Here is a 16,246-nt window from a genome sequence, read left to right on the forward strand (position 1 = left end):
TAATTATTGAGGCCTCGGCAGGCCGGATCACACGATCCAGTATAGCGATCGACAGCGAACGAGCCGCACCGGGTTTCGTGCAAAGCCTTAGCAGAGATCGTAACGGGAGCCGGCTGATGGACAAGGATCGCGTAGCTGGATTGGCGAAAGAGATCAAGGGCGCCGTGAAAGAGGCCGTCGGTAAACTCGTCGGCGATGCCAAGCTGCAAGCCGAAGGACGTGCCGGCAAGACCGAGGGCAGGGTGCAGAATACGGTCGGCGGTCTGAAGGATTCCGTCCGGAAATAGCATTCCGCACGCGCGCTACTATGTGGGACGGCTGCGTTCACATCCGCAGCGCGCGCTTGAGTGCCCCACCCGATGTCTGGCTCGACGCCAAGGCAGATCCATCGGCGCTCGGCGGTGGTTGATCGCAACCTGCCCAAGCGTGCCCATGTCTGAGAACATCACAGATACATTCGCTTCAAGAGCAACAGCCGATCGGATGGAAGCATATGATCGGATGATAGTCACGCTATCAGACAGCTCACGCGGTGAGACAGACAGTGCACCAAGCCGGCCGTTGGTGCGGACAAGAAGGTGTTGCAGACGTGAGGTGAGTGTCTTGTCGAAAAGGTTGACTGGAAAGACCCCATTCATGCGCATGTGGCTGGGTGGGGCGAACGCTATCGCACGCCACTCCCGCGCCACCAAAGTCGCGCGGCGGCAGGCCGCGGCGCTGGTAAAGGATGCCGCCCGCGTCTGGAAGCGGGCGTTGGTGGATCGGCCGGTGTCGGCGGCTCGCATGTCGGCAGGTTGCGTGTCGGAAGTCGTCGGGTTCGGCTCCAATCCCGGCGCATTGAGGATGCTGGTTCATGCCCGCGCCCGGCTGCCCGCGGGCCGGCCGCTGGTCGTCGTCCTGCACGGCTGCGGCCAGGATGCCGCAGCCTTTGCCAACGCGTCCGGCTGGCTCGCGCTGGCGGACGAGTTGGGGTTCGCGCTGCTGGTGCCCGAACAGGTTCACGCGAACAACCGTGGCCGCTGCTTCAACTGGTTCCGCCCTGATGACGTCCGCCGGAGCGGCGGCGAGGCGATGTCGATTCGCCAGATGCTGAGAGTCGCGGTCGCACGCTATGGGTCCGACCCAAGACGAATCTACATTGTCGGATTTTCTGCCGGCGGCGGCATGGCCGCTGCGATGCTCGCCGCATACCCTGCGGTGTTCGCTGCGGGGGGCATTGTCGCGGGCATGCCGGTCGGCTGCGCGCAAACCCAGGTCGCAGCGATGCTTCACATGCGACGGGCAAACATGTCGCGGTCGCGGCAGGCGCTCGCTGGCGACGTCCGTGCAGTGACGCAGGCCCGTTCACGACGGTCGTGGCCACGCGTCTCGATCTGGCAAGGCGGCCGAGATCGCACGGTTGATCCGGCGAACGCCGAAATACTCGCGGCGCAATGGGGCGAGTTGCATGGCCAGGATACGGCGCCGAGGACCGACAACGTGGCATCGGGGCATCGGCATCGGACCTGGGGCCGGCCCGATCGACCGCCCGCCGTCGAGATCTGGACGCTGCCCGCGATCGGGCATGGCTTTCCCGTCGATGCCAGCCTGCCCGGGAGCGGCCGCACCAGCCCGTATCTGGCGCGCGCGGATCTGTCCGCCGCGCGCCAGATCGCGACGTTCTGGCTTCTGAACAATGACCACGCCAAACGCGCGGCCTTGCACCGCTGAATGGGTTCGCCGATGCTCGTAACACCAGTACCACGGCTACGTTGATGATAGATCTGTCGCCGCCACGGGCGCGACCGGGCACGCCAGCCGCGATCAATGACACCTCGGGGCTGATGACGCTGATCAGCGTGGTGGTGGCGGTCGCCACGCTGTCGATCGCCCGCGACGTGCTGATCCCGATCACGCTGGCGGTGCTGCTGTCGTTCCTGCTCGCCCCGCTGGTAAATCTGCTCCGCCGCACCGGGCTGGGGCGGGTGCCGGGGGTAGTACTCGCAGTGCTGTTGGCGCTCGGCGTCATCCTCGGCACCGCCGGCCTGATCGGCACCCAGGTCGCCGATCTTGCCGACGACATCCCGCGTTATACGGACACCATCCAGCAGAAGGTCGATGCCGTTCAGAGCGCGACGTTTGGCCGCCTCTCCGCTTTCGTCGGGAGCATGGGCAGCCAAATCAATCGCGACAGCCACGCGTCGGCCGGCGCGCCGGCGAGCGCCGGCACGACCGTCAGTGCAGCGTCCGCCGCGGCACCCACCAACGCGGCCGCGAAGCCGATACCGGTGGAGGTCCATCAGCCGGAACCGTCGCTGATGAAGCTGGCGAGGCGCGTCCTCACGCCGATCCTATCGCCGTTGATGACTACGGCCATCGTCGTGGTTGTGGCGATCTTCATTCTGCTGCGGCCCGAGGATCTGCGCGACCGACTCATCCGCATGCTCGGCACCGGCGATCTGCACCGGACGATGACCGCGATGGATGAGGCCGGGCACCGCCTGAGCCGGTACTTCCTGACCCTGCTGGCATTGAACACTGCATTCGGCAGCATGATCGGCCTCGGTCTGTTCGTCATCGGCGTGCCGAGCGCGGTGCTGTGGGGCATCATGGCGATCCTCATGCGCTTCATTCCGTATATCGGCCCGTGGCTCGCGGCCGCGCTACCGCTTGCGCTTGCCGCGGCAGTCGATCCGGGTTGGTCGATGCTGCTGTGGACGGGGACCCTGTTCGTGGTTAGCGAGGGCGTGATGGGCCAGGTGATCGAGCCGATGGCATATGGGCACAGCACCGGATTGTCGCCGCTGTCCGTCGTGGTCGCGGCGATCTTCTGGAGCTGGCTGTGGGGGCCGGTCGGGCTGATCCTGTCGATGCCGCTCACACTCTGTCTGGTCATTCTGGGCCGCCATGTGGATCGATTGAAGTTCCTCGACGTGCTGCTCGGCGACCGTTCAGCGTTGACGCCGGTAGAGAGCTTCTACAACCGGATGCTGGCAGGCCGACTGGACGAAGTGCAAGACGACGCCGAGCAGCTGCTGAAGTCGTGTACGCTGTCGGCATACTACGATGAGGTCGCGATCCCCGGCTTGCGACTGGCCACAATCGACATCGAGCGCGGGGTGCTGACCGAGGCGCAGACCATTCGGATCATCGCCGGGGTGCAGGGACTGCTGGAGGAAATCGGCGACCATGACGACAGCGATACGCTTCTGACTGCCGCGGGACCGGCGAGGCTGCCGTCAGATCGGCAGGCAACGCCGGAATCGCGCGAGCCCGGGCCGCCTGCCGGGCTGGGCGAGCCGGTCGGCCTGTCGCCGGACTGGCAGGCCCCTTCCGCGGTGCTGTGCGTGGCCGGCCGCGGCCCGCTCGATGATCTGGCGTCGGCGATGCTCGCTCAGCTGCTCGGCAAGCGCGGGATCGGCGCCAGCGTCGTGACGCATGAAGCCGTTAGCCTGCGTGCGGCCGACACGCTCGACATCGTGGGCGTGCAGATGGTCTGCCTGACCTATTCCGGCATTGCCGGCACATCCTCCGATCTGCGCTACACCGTGCGTCGGCTGCGGGCACGCAGCCCGTCGGTTTGCATTCTTGTCGGATTTTGGCCCTCCAACATGGTGAGTGACGACAGGCTGCGTGCTGCCGTGGCCGCCGATATCTATGCAGGTTCGCTGCACGACATGGTCGTCGCCTGCCTCGCGGAGGCGCTTGGCCCGGCAAGCGACAGAGTGCGTCAGTTGGCACCTGTCCCCGAGCCGTAGCCGGACGACGGCGTGCGCCCGATGGCAGCAGGGCCCGCCACCGTCACATTCACCGCGTCATAGCAATCGACTGACCATCCCCGAGGGTCGATCGACGATCATTCCGACGCGGCTTGCCGGGCACCGTCTTGCCTGACGCGAGGCTGATCGTCTGCTTCCGACAACGCGACCAGTGCCAGCCGGGCCAGGGCTGGCCGCGATTTCGCGCCGTTTCACTCCATGATCTCGGTGCGAGGGTTCTCGACGGTGCGCTGACTGATCTTCAGTTCGTAGGCGATGTTCTTGTTCGGATGCCGGTGACCACCAGTTCCATGACCACACGGTGACGTGCAGTGAACCGCGCCGGAAATCCCGCGCTCCACCTTGAAGCCGCCGATGCCGGGTCCCTGGCCGGCCCGCGGATCCACCACCACGACCAGCCGCTTGCGCGGGTCGGCAATCATCCCCGGCGGTGGCGTGATGCGCAGCAGCGAATAGTTCATCGGGAGCAGCAGTGCGCTGTCGCTCATCACCATTTCATGGTCGAACCGCAACGCCGTCGACATCAGCCACGCGGTGCTCGCGATCTCCTCGTTGACACGCTGCTGCAGCAGCTCAAGGAACAAGACGCCGCGCTGGAACGCGTCGATCATGTATTCGGGCCAAGCGGAGGCAAGCTGGGCCGCTGCAGAGCTGGCGGCGCCGGCGACTGCCGCCGGTCCGTGCCCTGCCCAGCGTCGGCTTGTGTCGCGCTCCGAAGTCAATGGTCATCCCGATCTCCCAGGGCCGTCGCTCGGGCCCGGATGCGATTGCCACGTAACCACCGCATCGCACGGCGGCCACCAGGGCGGTTTCGTTTCTTGCAACCATCGGCCTGCTGCACGTCCTGGCCGGGCGGCAGCGTCAACCGAATGCCAGAAGCGGCATGGATACCGCGTTCAGACATATCCTTCCCCTACGCGGCGACAGACAGACTCGGAAACCATCGATCCGTCTGCGCCGTCCCGCCGGACGCCCGGCTTCCACCAGCGGACGTCCTCGCTTCATTTAATGCTGGGGCCAGCCTTCCATTGCGGCCAGATGGTCCAAGCTCCGCAAGATCGAGGGATCATTGCGAAGGCTCGCACAGGCATCCGGTGTCGTCCGGGCGGCGGCAAGTCGGATCCGCTGCAGCGATCGCCCATCTTCTCGAAATGAACCAGGGCGGTCAGCGACAAGTACTTGCCCTGCATCCCCCACAGAGCACCGGCCTGGGTATAAGCCTCGATCATCGATGCCCCTTGAATCAGCGCGTTCCACCGCCGACTTCGCAACTTGCACGACGCGGCGCGCGAAGCGACCGCCACGATACTGCTCATCGGCTGCATCTGCGCCTGATACGCTGGGGCCTTCTCTTCGGGCTGCGCCGCACCGGCAACGATCGGTGCCATAACCAGTGCGATCACCGCAACGGCCCTTATCATCAAGATCCTCCGTTGCCATCAATGCGGTAAGGTGATCGATCGGGTCGCCGGTCCTGCAGCACCGGGCACGTCGGTGTGCGGAATCGCATGGCCGCCATCCTCCGCTTCAGTCATGGAAGTCTCGCGCCCGTCGGTCGGGCCTTTCGGCGTGGTAGTCGACGTGCCGACAGCCGCCGTGGCATCAGTAACTCCCGCGTGTCCGACCCGATTGGGCAGGAGGGCCAGCACCTCGGTCGCGATGGAGGCTGGCTCCGCTGCAGGGGCGACCAGTTCGGCAGATCGGCGATCATCGCGGCAAGGCGCGTCTGCACAGCTTCCTGCCACGGCTCGAAATCGAGCCTGGCCAGTGCGGAGAGGACGCTGCCGACCAGGCCTTTGCTGTCCTCGCCCATGGTTGCGAACAGGAACGCGTCGAAGGGCGAGCGAGCATTCAGTTGCGGGCGGGTCATTTCGGCTCCCGACTTTTATGATCGCTGCAATGGGCGGATCATGATCGACCCCCACGAGGCTGAACGATCATGCGACCATAGGACAATTTCGAAATTAGCGTCAGGGTCGGAAACTACCGGCCTCTGCGCGCCGGGGCGGCGACCTCCGGGACTACGTGTACAGGTCCGCGCACGCATCGCCCCGATCTGCTCGTTTCGGATCAATGATGAGCGCGGTATGACTTGCCGATTATTCGGATATAGAAACACCTATACTCGTGAATGGCATCGGATAGCTATAGAGGTAAGTACTTCCCGATTGACATTCAGTTGCGGCCGCCCCTCACCAATGAGTAATTTCCGAGTCTGCCGCGGAAGTGCGGCCGCGCGTAGTCTGCCTTGCATTCCAAAATCGGCCCGGTGCGTTCCGACGTGACCGGCCGGACGGCGTGCCGACCGAGCATTTGGCAGATCCCCATCTACCGCGCTGAATGTCTTCCGCTAGTGTCCTGCCCCTGAAATTCGTGGGTGAATTTCAGGGATAAGGAGGTCATTAAGTTACTGATTTTCTAATGTCCCGAATATAAAATCCATCAGATTTCAGATTCGGGACACTAGGTCGGAAAGGAGCAGTGCCTTGTTTCTTTATGTCGTCCCGGTCCTGGTTCTGGCTGCGCTTGTTGTTCTCGCCGCCACGGTGAAAATTCTGCGTGAGTATGAGCGCGCCGTGGTCTTTACCCTTGGGCGCTTTCAAAGGGTGCGGGGTCCAGGCCTTGTGCTGCTTCTCCCTTCTTCCAGGAAATGGTTCGGGTCGATCTGCGCATTCGCGTCATCGAGATCCCCAGCCAGGACGTGATCTCGCATGACAACGTGTCGATGAAGGTCGACGCCGTATTGTATTTCAACGTCGTCGATCCAGAGAAGGCGATTATCCACGTCCAAAACTATCTGCCAGCCACCAACATGCTCGCACAGACCACGTTACGTGCCGTGCTCGGGCAGCATGAGCTCGATGAGATGCTGTCCGAGCGAAAGAAGCTCAGCGCCGATGTCCAGAGCATTCTCGACGCGCAGACCGAAACCTGGGGCATCAAGGTCAGCAACGTCGAGATCAGAACGGTAGAACTGACTGACAACATGGTGCGGGCCATCGCCAAACAGGCGGAAGCGGAACGCGACCGGCGTGCCAAGATCATTCACGCGGAAGCCGAGTTCCAGGCATCCCAAACCTTGGTCAACGCCGCGCAGATCCTGGGAAGCGTCCCAGCCGCAATGCAGTTGCGCTATCTGCAAACGCTGACGGAGATCGGCGCCGAACAGAATTCGACGGTCGTTTTCCCGATGCCAATCGACATTATCAAACCGTTCCTCGAGCTGCTTGATAAGGCCGGCAAACCGGCTGGCGCAAACGGCGCCGATCGCGCGTTGCCCCTGAAAGGCGTCCCGCTGAGTGTGCCAGATGCGAATGCGTGACCACACTGTCACCTGCTCTGTAGGGAGAAACGGCTCCGATCCAGCCGATCCGGCCCGCGGGGTATGGGATGTCGTGCGGCGCTTGATGTCTTGGGCATGACCATCTCCGTTTATCCATCTATAGACCCATATCCATATCGGGATTTAGTCTATAGATGTTGGCTCTTCGACGTCTCAAGTGGAATGGAAGACGTCGAGCATGGCGTTGATGGGCGCGCCGAGCAGGTAGATGATGCACGCGAAGGTAGCGGTGTTGCGATAGCCTCGGGCGCGAGCGCGGGCTGCCTGGAACAGCCCATTGAGCGCTTCGAGGCGGGCATTGGAATGGCCTGACTTCCAGCGTCGAATGATCCGCTTGGCATTGCGCCGTACGGTATCGACGGCCTGTCGAACAGGATCGAGCAGGTGGTCGGGATCGTCCAGCCGGGCGGTGACGTGGTTGAGGAAGTTGGTCAGCCGCCAGCGCGCGGCCTGTGGCGTTGCGGCCAGGCGAACCCAGCGCAGCATCTCCTTGGCGCGATAGGCTTCGGCTGTGGCGAAGCCGCTGTTCTCCAACTGGTCGAGCGCCTGCCGCTGGGCCATGGTCAGGTTTTCCGGTCGCTTCAACGTGGCCCAGCGTACCCCCTTGGGCAGGTTGTGCTGATGCGCCTCGGCGCGCCGCACCTGCTCGACCGCGGTGGTGAAGATCTGCACGACGTGGAACCAGTCCACGGTGACCGAGGCCTGCGGGAAGCTCTCCGCCGCAGCAGCAAGGAAGGCCGCCGACATGTCACACACCACCTCGGCGATGCGGCGGGCCTCGCCGCCGTGCTCCGCCAGGAAGGCCCGGAAGGCGGTCATGCATTCCTTACCCTTTCCGGGGGTGACGAACAGCACCGGGCGCTCGGCCGCATCGAGGTCAATGAACACGGTGACGTAGCTGTGGCCTCGCTTGGCCGCGGTTTCGTCGAGTGCGATCGCCTCGACCCCGCTGAGATCGAGCCGCTCGATCGCCCGGCCGACATAGTACCGCAGAATGCGCCACAGCCGCTGGTCGGTGACGCCGATGATGCGCGCGGCAGCGGCAACCGGCATCTCGCGCATCAGAGCCAGCGCGGCCTGCTCGAACAACAGCGTGAAGCCGCTGTCGGGACGTGCCCAAGGCACAGCAATGCGGAGTACGCCGTGCTCCGGACAGTCGGTGCGTGGCACACGGGCCTCGATGATGCAGGCGTGCTGAAAGAAGTTGAGGTGCCGCCAGCTCAGTTCCTTCCAGTCGTGCGGTTTGCACAGCCGGCCGCAGGTTGGGCAGGGGAAGCGGGCGCCTGGGTCGGCGGCGACGGCCAGATGCAACTCATGCGGCTGGTAGTCGGTTTCCAACCGCTGGTCGACCACGCGCCAGGGTGGGGTCAGTCCGAGGCCGAGGGTGAAGATGTCGCTGCTTGCCATGGCGGTGCTCCGCGCAATCAGAGTGTCCCGTGCGGGCTGGCACCGCATGCCGCGCCAATGCGCGATCGGACTGCGGGATGCGGCTGCTCGGCCCGTCTGCCTCAAGACTGGCGCCGTGCTCGCCGCCGTCAAGAACGCTGCGCGTCGCTACGCGATGGCCTGCGGCCATTCTTGACCGCGGCTGTGCACGACGCCCGCGCACGATCAGGCCGGGACGAAGAAACGGCACTCCAGCCGAACCAAGAAACTGGCCCCAGCGTGGCAGGGCTGCTACCTGCGGTGGTGGTCACGCCACTTTCAGGAACCGCCGAAGTTCCACTCGCGGCGTCGAGGAGGCTAGATGTTAGCACTACTTTGGCAGAAATCTGATTTTTAGGATTCCCATGGCACGGATTGCGTGATTCATGGGGAGCCAGCTTTGATGGAGGCTGGCGATGGACGAGGACTGGCAGGGAGATCTGGAGCGGTGGCTTGCCCCTTATCTGAAAGGTCTGGGCAACAAGACGCGACGACGGATGTGCCCGGCTTATATCGCCGGCTTGATCGGGCCGGGTGATCGCAAAAGCATCCAGCCCATGGCGGCCCGGTCGGACGCCATTTCCTATGACCGGCTGCATCATTTCATCGGGGCTGGTCTGTGGGACAGCGCGCCACTGGAAGCGACCTTGTGGGACCAAGCGGATAAATTGGTTGGTGGCAATGAAGCCTGGCTGATCATCGACGACACCGCCTTGCCCAAGAAGGGTAAGGCCTCGGTTGGCGTCGCGCCGCAATATGCTACGGCGCTCGGCAAGAATGCCAACTGTCAGACGCTGGTGTCGGTGACGCTGGCTTCGGGCGCAGTTCCGCTCATGCTGAGCTTGCGGTTATTTCTGCCGGAAAGCTGGACGAGCGATATCGCGCGCATGGACAAGGCGGGCGTGCCTGCCTGTTTCCAGGAATACCGCACAAAGCCCGAGATCGCGATCGAGGAGATCGATCGCGTCATCGCTGCCGGCGTGCGCTTCGGCTGTGTGCTGGCCGATGCCGGTTACGGGCTGTCGGCTCCGTTCCGGCAGGCGCTGAGTACACGCGGCCTTTGCTGGGCTGTCGGCATCCCCCGGCACCAGAAGGTCTATCCGGCGGATGTGCAGCTGATCTTCCCGGTCGCAGGCCGCGGTCGCCCACGGGTGCGTCATGTGCCCGACGTCAAATCCATGGCGGCACAAGCGATGCTCGAAGGCGCGAAGTGGCGGCAGCTCGGTTGGCGCAAGGGAACAAAGGGGCGTCTGACAGCCCGCTTTGCCGCCATGAGGGTACGCATTGCTGATGGCGCGCCCCAGCGAATCGGTTCTGCCGGTGCCCAGCACATGCCGGGAGAGGAAGCCTGGCTGGTGGGTGAGCATCGCTCGAATGGCGAACGAAAATACTATCTCTCGAACCTGCCTGCCGACACCCCGATCAGAGCTCTGGCTGGCGCCATCAAGGCGCGCTGGATCTGCGAGCAGGCCCATCAGCAACTCAAAGAGGAACTCGGCTTGGACCACTTCGAGGGCCGATCCTGGACTGGCCTCCACCGCCATGCCCTGATGACGATGATGGCCTACGCCTTCTTGCAATCCCGAAGGCTCGCTCAGGCGGGACGGAAAAAAAAGAGTCCCCGGTCCGCCTCCCCAACCCACCCTGCCAGCAGTGCGCCAAGCCATCCTTGACCGTCTTTCTCGCTCACCGCCGCGGCATTGCCCTCATTGCGGATGTAGCCTCATCGGACATCACAACAAACTTCTGCCAAAGTAGTGTTAGGGGTGCAGGGAGCGATCAAGTTCTGATCAGCTTTGGATCCGCTCGAAGCCGCACGCCGACACAACGCCCTGAGCAGCGAGGCGCACGGCGATTGTAGTGGGTTACGCCATCGATAGCGCGGAGGATCTGGCGCTACACCACTTCTATCGCCGTGGCATGGCGCTCGGCTGCGGCGTGCGGCTTCGGCGACCAAAGCTGATCAGACTTGATCGCTCCTGCACCCCTAACACACTTGGCAGAAGTTTGTTGTGATGTCCGATGAGGCTACATCCGCAATGAGGGCAATGCCGGCGGCGGTGAGCGAGAAAGACGGTCAAGGATGGCTTGGCGCACTGCTGGCAGGGTGGGTTGGGGGAGGCGGACCGGGGACTCTTTTTTTCCGTCCCGCCTGAGCGAGCCTTCGGGATTGCAAGAAGGCGTAGGCCATCATCGTCATCAGGGCATGGCGGTGGAGGCCAGTCCAGGATCGGCCCTCGAAGTGGTCCAAGCCGAGTTCCTCTTTGAGTTGCTGATGGGCCTGCTCGCAGATCCAGCGCGCCTTGATGGCGCCAGCCAGAGCTCTGATCGGGGTGTCGGCAGGCAGGTTCGAGAGATAGTATTTTCGTTCGCCATTCGAGCGATGCTCACCCACCAGCCAGGCTTCCTCTCCCGGCATGTGCTGGGCACCGGCAGAACCGATTCGCTGGGGCGCGCCATCAGCAATGCGTACCCTCATGGCGGCAAAGCGGGCTGTCAGACGCCCCTTTGTTCCCTTGCGCCAACCGAGCTGCCGCCACTTCGCGCCTTCGAGCATCGCTTGTGCCGCCATGGATTTGACGTCGGGCACATGACGCACCCGTGGGCGACCGCGGCCTGCGACCGGGAAGATCAGCTGCACATCCGCCGGATAGACCTTCTGGTGCCGGGGGATGCCGACAGCCCAGCAAAGGCCGCGTGTACTCAGCGCCTGCCGGAACGGAGCCGACAGCCCGTAACCGGCATCGGCCAGCACACAGCCGAAGCGCACGCCGGCAGCGATGACGCGATCGATCTCCTCGATCGCGATCTCGGGCTTTGTGCGGTATTCCTGGAAACAGGCAGGCACGCCCGCCTTGTCCATGCGCGCGATATCGCTCGTCCAGCTTTCCGGCAGAAATAACCGCAAGCTCAGCATGAGCGGAACTGCGCCCGAAGCCAGCGTCACCGACACCAGCGTCTGACAGTTGGCATTCTTGCCGAGCGCCGTAGCATATTGCGGCGCGACGCCAACCGAGGCCTTACCCTTCTTGGGCAAGGCGGTGTCGTCGATGATCAGCCAGGCTTCATTGCCACCAACCAATTTATCCGCTTGGTCCCACAAGGTCGCTTCCAGTGGCGCGCTGTCCCACAGACCAGCCCCGATGAAATGATGCAGCCGGTCATAGGAAATGGCGTCCGACCGGGCCGCCATGGGCTGGATGCTTTTGCGATCACCCGGCCCGATCAAGCCGGCGATATAAGCCGGGCACATCCGTCGTCGCGTCTTGTTGCCCAGACCTTTCAGATAAGGGGCAAGCCACCGCTCCAGATCTCCCTGCCAGTCCTCGTCCATCGCCAGCCTCCATCAAAGCTGGCTCCCCATGAATCACGCAATCCGTGCCATGGGAATCCTAAAAATCAGATTTCTGCCAAAGTAGTGCTAACATCTAGCCTCCTCGACGCCGCGAGTGGAACTTCGGCGGTTCCTGAAAGTGGCGTGACCACCACCGCAGGTAGCAGCCCTGCCACGCTGGGGCCAGTTTCTTGGTTCGGCTGGAGTGCCGTTTCTTCGTCCCGGCCTGATCGTGCGCGGGGCGTCGTGCACAGCCGCGGTCAAGAATGGCCGCAGGCCATCGCGTAGCGACGCGCAGCGTTCTTGACGGCGGCGAGCACGGCGCCAGTCTTGAGGCAGACGGGCCGAGCAGCCGCATCCCGCAGTCCGATCGCGCATTGGCGCGGCATGCGGTGCCAGCCCGCACGGGACACTCTGATTGCGCGGAGCACCGCCATGGCAAGCAGCGACATCTTCACCCTCGGCCTCGGACTGACCCCACCCTGGCGCGTGGTCGACCAGCGGTTGGAAACCGACTACCAGCCGCATGAGTTGCATCTGGCCGTCGCCGCCGACCCAGGCGCCCGCTTCCCCTGCCCAACCTGCGGCCGGCTGTGCAAACCGCACGACTGGAAGGAACTGAGCTGGCGGCACCTCAACTTCTTTCAGCACGCCTGCATCATCGAGGCCCGTGTGCCACGCACCGACTGTCCGGAGCACGGCGTACTCCGCATTGCTGTGCCTTGGGCACGTCCCGACAGCGGCTTCACGCTGTTGTTCGAGCAGGCCGCGCTGGCTCTGATGCGCGAGATGCCGGTTGCCGCTGCCGCGCGCATCATCGGCGTCACCGACCAGCGGCTGTGGCGCATTCTGCGGTACTATGTCGGCCGGGCGATCGAGCGGCTCGATCTCAGCGGGGTCGAGGCGATCGCACTCGACGAAACCGCGGCCAAGCGAGGCCACAGCTACGTCACCGTGTTCATTGACCTCGATGCGGCCGAGCGCCCGGTGCTGTTCGTCACCCCCGGAAAGGGTAAGGAATGCATGACCGCCTTCCGGGCCTTCCTGGCGGAGCACGGCGGCGAGGCCCGCCGCATCGCCGAGGTGGTGTGTGACATGTCGGCGGCCTTCCTTGCTGCTGCGGCGGAGAGCTTCCCGCAGGCCTCGGTCACCGTGGACTGGTTCCACGTCGTGCAGATCTTCACCACCGCGGTCGAGCAGGTGCGGCGCGCCGAGGCGCATCAGCACAACCTGCCCAAGGGGGTACGCTGGGCCACGTTGAAGCGACCGGAAAACCTGACCATGGCCCAGCGGCAGGCGCTCGACCAGTTGGAGAACAGCGGCTTCGCCACAGCCGAAGCCTATCGCGCCAAGGAGATGCTGCGCTGGGTTCGCCTGGCCGCAACGCCACAGGCCGCGCGCTGGCGGCTGACCAACTTCCTCAACCACGTCACCGCCCGGCTGGACGATCCCGACCACCTGCTCGATCCTGTTCGACAGGCCGTCGATACCGTACGGCGCAATGCCAAGCGGATCATTCGACGCTGGAAGTCAGGCCATTCCAATGCCCGCCTCGAAGCGCTCAATGGGCTGTTCCAGGCAGCCCGCGCTCGCGCCCGAGGCTATCGCAACACCGCTACCTTCGCGTGCATCATCTACCTGCTCGGCGCGCCCATCAACGCCATGCTCGACGTCTTCCATTCCACTTGAGACGTCGAAGAGCCAACATCTATAGACTAAATCCCGATATGGATATGGGTCTATAGATGGATAAACGGAGATGGTCATGCCCAAGACATCAAGCGCCGCACGACATCCCATACCCCGCGGGCCGGATCGGCTGGATCGGAGCCGTTTCTCCCTACAGAGCAGGTGACAGTGTGGTCACGCATTCGCATCTGGCACACTCAGCGGGACGCCTTTCAGGGGCAACGCGCGATCGGCGCCGTTTGCGCCAGCCGGTTTGCCGGCCTTATCAAGCAGCTCGAGGAACGGTTTGATAATGTCGATTGGCATCGGGAAAACGACCGTCGAATTCTGTTCGGCGCCGATCTCCGTCAGCGTTTGCAGATAGCGCAACTGCATTGCGGCTGGGACGCTTCCCAGGATCTGCGCGGCGTTGACCAAGGTTTGGGATGCCTGGAACTCGGCTTCCGCGTGAATGATCTTGGCACGCCGGTCGCGTTCCGCTTCCGCCTGTTTGGCGATGGCCCGCACCATGTTGTCAGTCAGTTCTACCGTTCTGATCTCGACGTTGCTGACCTTGATGCCCCAGGTTTCGGTCTGCGCGTCGAGAATGCTCTGGACATCGGCGCTGAGCTTCTTTCGCTCGGACAGCATCTCATCGAGCTCATGCTGCCCGAGCACGGCACGTAACGTGGTCTGTGCGAGCATGTTGGTGGCTGGCAGATAGTTTTGGACGTGGATAATCGCCTTCTCTGGATCGACGACGTTGAAATACAATACGGCGTCGACCTTCATCGACACGTTGTCATGCGAGATCACGTCCTGGCTGGGGATCTCGATGACGCGAATGCGCAGATCGACCCGAACCATTTCCTGGAAGAAGGGGAGAAGCAGCACAAGGCCTGGACCCCGCACCCTTTGAAAGCGCCCAAGGGTAAAGACCACGGCGCGCTCATACTCACGCAGAATTTTCACCGTGGCGGCGAGAACAACAAGCGCAGCCAGAACCAGGACCGGGACGACATAAAGAAACAAGGCACTGCTCCTTTCCGACCTAGTGTCCCGAATCTGAAATCTGATGGATTTTATATTCGGGACATTAGAAAATCAGTAACTTAATGACCTCCTTATCCCTGAAATTCACCCACGAATTTCAGGGGCAGGACACTAGCGGAAGACATTCAGCGCGGTAGATGGGGATCTGCCAAATGCTCGGTCGGCACGCCGTCCGGCCGGTCACGTCGGAACGCACCGGGCCGATTTTGGAATGCAAGGCAGACTACGCGCGGCCGCACTTCCGCGGCAGACTCGGAAATTACTCATTGGTGAGGGGCGGCCGCAACTGAATGTCAATCGGAAGTACTTACCTCTATAGCTATCCGATGCCATTCACGAGTATAGGTGTTTCTATATCCGAATAATCGGCAAGTCATACCGCGCTCATCATTGATCCGAAACGAGCAGATCGGGGCGATGCGTGCGCGGACCTGTACACGTAGTCCCGGAGGTCGCCGCCCCGGCGCGCAGAGGCCGGTAGTTTCCGACCCTGACGCTAATTTCGAAATTGTCCTATGGTCGCATGATCGTTCAGCCTCGTGGGGGTCGATCATGATCCGCCCATTGCAGCGATCATAAAAGTCGGGAGCCGAAATGACCCGCCCGCAACTGAATGCTCGCTCGCCCTTCGACGCGTTCCTGTTCGCAACCATGGGCGAGGACAGCAAAGGCCTGGTCGGCAGCGTCCTCTCCGCACTGGCCAGGCTCGATTTCGAGCCGTGGCAGGAAGCTGTGCAGACGCGCCTTGCCGCGATGATCGCCGATCTGCCGAACTGGTCGCCCCTGCAGCGGAGCCAGCCTCCATCGCGACCGAGGTGCTGGCCCTCCTGCCCAATCGGGTCGGACACGCGGGAGTTACTGATGCCACGGCGGCTGTCGGCACGTCGACTACCACGCCGAAAGGCCCGACCGACGGGCGCGAGACTTCCATGACTGAAGCGGAGGATGGCGGCCATGCGATTCCGCACACCGACGTGCCCGGTGCTGCAGGACCGGCGACCCGATCGATCACCTTACCGCATTGATGGCAACGGAGGATCTTGATGATAAGGGCCGTTGCGGTGATCGCACTGGTTATGGCACCGATCGTTGCCGGTGCGGCGCAGCCCGAAGAGAAGGCCCCAGCGTATCAGGCGCAGATGCAGCCGATGAGCAGTATCGTGGCGGTCGCTTCGCGCGCCGCGTCGTGCAAGTTGCGAAGTCGGCGGTGGAACGCGCTGATTCAAGGGGCATCGATGATCGAGGCTTATACCCAGGCCGGTGCTCTGTGGGGGATGCAGGGCAAGTACTTGTCGCTGACCGCCCTGGTTCATTTCGAGAAGATGGGCGATCGCTGCAGCGGATCCGACTTGCCGCCGCCCGGACGACACCGGATGCCTGTGCGAGCCTTCGCAATGATCCCTCGATCTTGCGGAGCTTGGACCATCTGGCCGCAATGGAAGGCTGGCCCCAGCATTAAATGAAGCGAGGACGTCCGCTGGTGGAAGCCGGGCGTCCGGCGGGACGGGCAGACGATCGATGGTTTCCGAGTCTGTCTGTCGCCGCGTAGGGAAGGATATGTCTGAACGCGGTATCCATGCCGCTTCTGGCATTCGGTTGACGCTGCCGCCCGGCCAGGACGTGCAGCAGGCCGATGGTTGCAAGAAACGAAACCGCCCTGGTGGC

Annotated in this window: 12 protein-coding genes; 7 read left to right on the forward strand and 5 right to left on the reverse strand. The window is 63.2% G+C overall.

Annotated features, from left to right (window positions below; all coding sequences use genetic code 11):
* The first annotated feature begins 116 nt into the window (after positions 1-116).
* The 3 genes from HUW10_RS01295 (at position 117) to HUW10_RS01305 (ending at position 3,737) form a co-directional block, all read left to right on the forward strand.
* The gene (locus tag HUW10_RS01295; protein ID WP_011930545.1) at positions 117-287 is read left to right on the forward strand and encodes a CsbD family protein; all 171 of its coding nucleotides are present in this window, start codon (positions 117-119) and stop codon (positions 285-287) included.
* Positions 288-636: 349 nt separating this feature from the next.
* Entirely contained in the window at positions 637-1,710 is a 1,074-nt protein-coding gene (locus HUW10_RS01300) for a PHB depolymerase family esterase (RefSeq protein ID WP_050751056.1), read from the forward strand.
* Between the two features lie 44 nt (positions 1,711-1,754).
* Positions 1,755-3,737, forward strand: coding sequence for an AI-2E family transporter (locus HUW10_RS01305; RefSeq protein ID WP_011930506.1), 1,983 nt, complete (start codon positions 1,755-1,757; stop codon positions 3,735-3,737).
* A 212-nt stretch (positions 3,738-3,949) separates the two neighbouring features.
* Here HUW10_RS01305 and HUW10_RS01310 read toward each other — a convergent pair whose 3' ends face one another.
* Together HUW10_RS01310 and HUW10_RS01315 are read right to left on the reverse strand one after the other, a co-directional pair.
* Positions 3,950-4,369: a DUF3141 domain-containing protein gene (locus tag HUW10_RS01310; RefSeq protein ID WP_043508783.1), complete on the reverse strand. Its 420-nt coding sequence runs from the start codon at positions 4,367-4,369 to the stop codon at positions 3,950-3,952.
* Positions 4,370-4,759: 390 nt separating this feature from the next.
* A complete protein-coding gene (locus HUW10_RS01315; protein WP_043508784.1) occupies positions 4,760-5,179 on the reverse strand; it encodes a hypothetical protein in 420 nt (139 codons plus the stop codon).
* Positions 5,180-6,408: 1,229 nt separating this feature from the next.
* Between HUW10_RS01315 and HUW10_RS01320 the strand changes: the two genes are divergently transcribed.
* Positions 6,409-7,080 (forward strand): slipin family protein, encoded by a 672-nt coding sequence (locus HUW10_RS01320; RefSeq protein WP_217425387.1) that lies wholly within the window; start codon positions 6,409-6,411, stop codon positions 7,078-7,080.
* Between the two features lie 174 nt (positions 7,081-7,254).
* Here HUW10_RS01320 and HUW10_RS01325 read toward each other — a convergent pair whose 3' ends face one another.
* Positions 7,255-8,508 carry an ISL3 family transposase gene (locus HUW10_RS01325; protein WP_011930454.1) on the reverse strand — a complete coding sequence of 418 codons (1,254 nt, stop codon included), beginning with the start codon at positions 8,506-8,508 and terminating at the stop codon, positions 7,255-7,257.
* Between the two features lie 434 nt (positions 8,509-8,942).
* Between HUW10_RS01325 and HUW10_RS01330 the strand changes: the two genes are divergently transcribed.
* The gene (locus HUW10_RS01330; protein ID WP_011930501.1) at positions 8,943-10,199 is read left to right on the forward strand and encodes an IS701 family transposase; all 1,257 of its coding nucleotides are present in this window, start codon (positions 8,943-8,945) and stop codon (positions 10,197-10,199) included.
* A 404-nt stretch (positions 10,200-10,603) separates the two neighbouring features.
* On the opposite strand, the gene HUW10_RS01335 is transcribed toward HUW10_RS01330, so the two are convergent.
* Positions 10,604-11,860 (reverse strand): IS701 family transposase, encoded by a 1,257-nt coding sequence (locus tag HUW10_RS01335; RefSeq protein WP_174501864.1) that lies wholly within the window; start codon positions 11,858-11,860, stop codon positions 10,604-10,606.
* Positions 11,861-12,295: 435 nt separating this feature from the next.
* Here HUW10_RS01335 and HUW10_RS01340 point away from each other — a divergent pair, with 435 nt between their 5' ends.
* On the forward strand, positions 12,296-13,549 hold the full coding sequence (locus HUW10_RS01340; protein WP_011930454.1) for an ISL3 family transposase: 1,254 nt from the start codon (positions 12,296-12,298) through the stop codon (positions 13,547-13,549).
* A gap of 174 nt (positions 13,550-13,723) precedes the next feature.
* Here the strand turns inward: HUW10_RS01340 and HUW10_RS01345 are convergent, their stop codons facing one another.
* Positions 13,724-14,560 carry a slipin family protein gene (locus tag HUW10_RS01345; protein ID WP_011930502.1) on the reverse strand — a complete coding sequence of 279 codons (837 nt, stop codon included), beginning with the start codon at positions 14,558-14,560 and terminating at the stop codon, positions 13,724-13,726.
* Between the two features lie 1,064 nt (positions 14,561-15,624).
* Here HUW10_RS01345 and HUW10_RS01350 point away from each other — a divergent pair.
* Entirely contained in the window at positions 15,625-16,044 is a 420-nt protein-coding gene (locus HUW10_RS01350; RefSeq protein WP_043508784.1) for a hypothetical protein, read from the forward strand.
* Positions 16,045-16,246: the final 202 nt, after the last annotated feature.

This window comes from Acidiphilium sp. C61 (assembly GCF_905116885.1).
Classification (GTDB): Bacteria; Pseudomonadota; Alphaproteobacteria; order Acetobacterales; family Acetobacteraceae; genus Acidiphilium.

What these genes read in the sequence shown, in the direction of transcription:
- HUW10_RS01295 (WP_011930545.1), top strand. Translation starts at nt 117, where the DNA reads ATGGACAAGGATCGCGTAGCTGGATTGGCGAAAGAGATCAAGGGCGCC.
- HUW10_RS01300 (WP_050751056.1), top strand. Translation starts at nt 637, where the DNA reads ATGCGCATGTGGCTGGGTGGGGCGAACGCTATCGCACGCCACTCCCGC.
- HUW10_RS01305 (WP_011930506.1), top strand. Translation starts at nt 1,755, where the DNA reads ATGATAGATCTGTCGCCGCCACGGGCGCGACCGGGCACGCCAGCCGCG.
- HUW10_RS01310 (WP_043508783.1), bottom strand. Translation starts at nt 4,369, where the DNA reads ATGATCGACGCGTTCCAGCGCGGCGTCTTGTTCCTTGAGCTGCTGCAG.
- HUW10_RS01315 (WP_043508784.1), bottom strand. Translation starts at nt 5,179, where the DNA reads ATGATAAGGGCCGTTGCGGTGATCGCACTGGTTATGGCACCGATCGTT.
- HUW10_RS01320 (WP_217425387.1), top strand. Translation starts at nt 6,409, where the DNA reads ATGGTTCGGGTCGATCTGCGCATTCGCGTCATCGAGATCCCCAGCCAG.
- HUW10_RS01325 (WP_011930454.1), bottom strand. Translation starts at nt 8,508, where the DNA reads ATGGCAAGCAGCGACATCTTCACCCTCGGCCTCGGACTGACCCCACCC.
- HUW10_RS01330 (WP_011930501.1), top strand. Translation starts at nt 8,943, where the DNA reads ATGGACGAGGACTGGCAGGGAGATCTGGAGCGGTGGCTTGCCCCTTAT.
- HUW10_RS01335 (WP_174501864.1), bottom strand. Translation starts at nt 11,860, where the DNA reads ATGGACGAGGACTGGCAGGGAGATCTGGAGCGGTGGCTTGCCCCTTAT.
- HUW10_RS01340 (WP_011930454.1), top strand. Translation starts at nt 12,296, where the DNA reads ATGGCAAGCAGCGACATCTTCACCCTCGGCCTCGGACTGACCCCACCC.
- HUW10_RS01350 (WP_043508784.1), top strand. Translation starts at nt 15,625, where the DNA reads ATGATAAGGGCCGTTGCGGTGATCGCACTGGTTATGGCACCGATCGTT.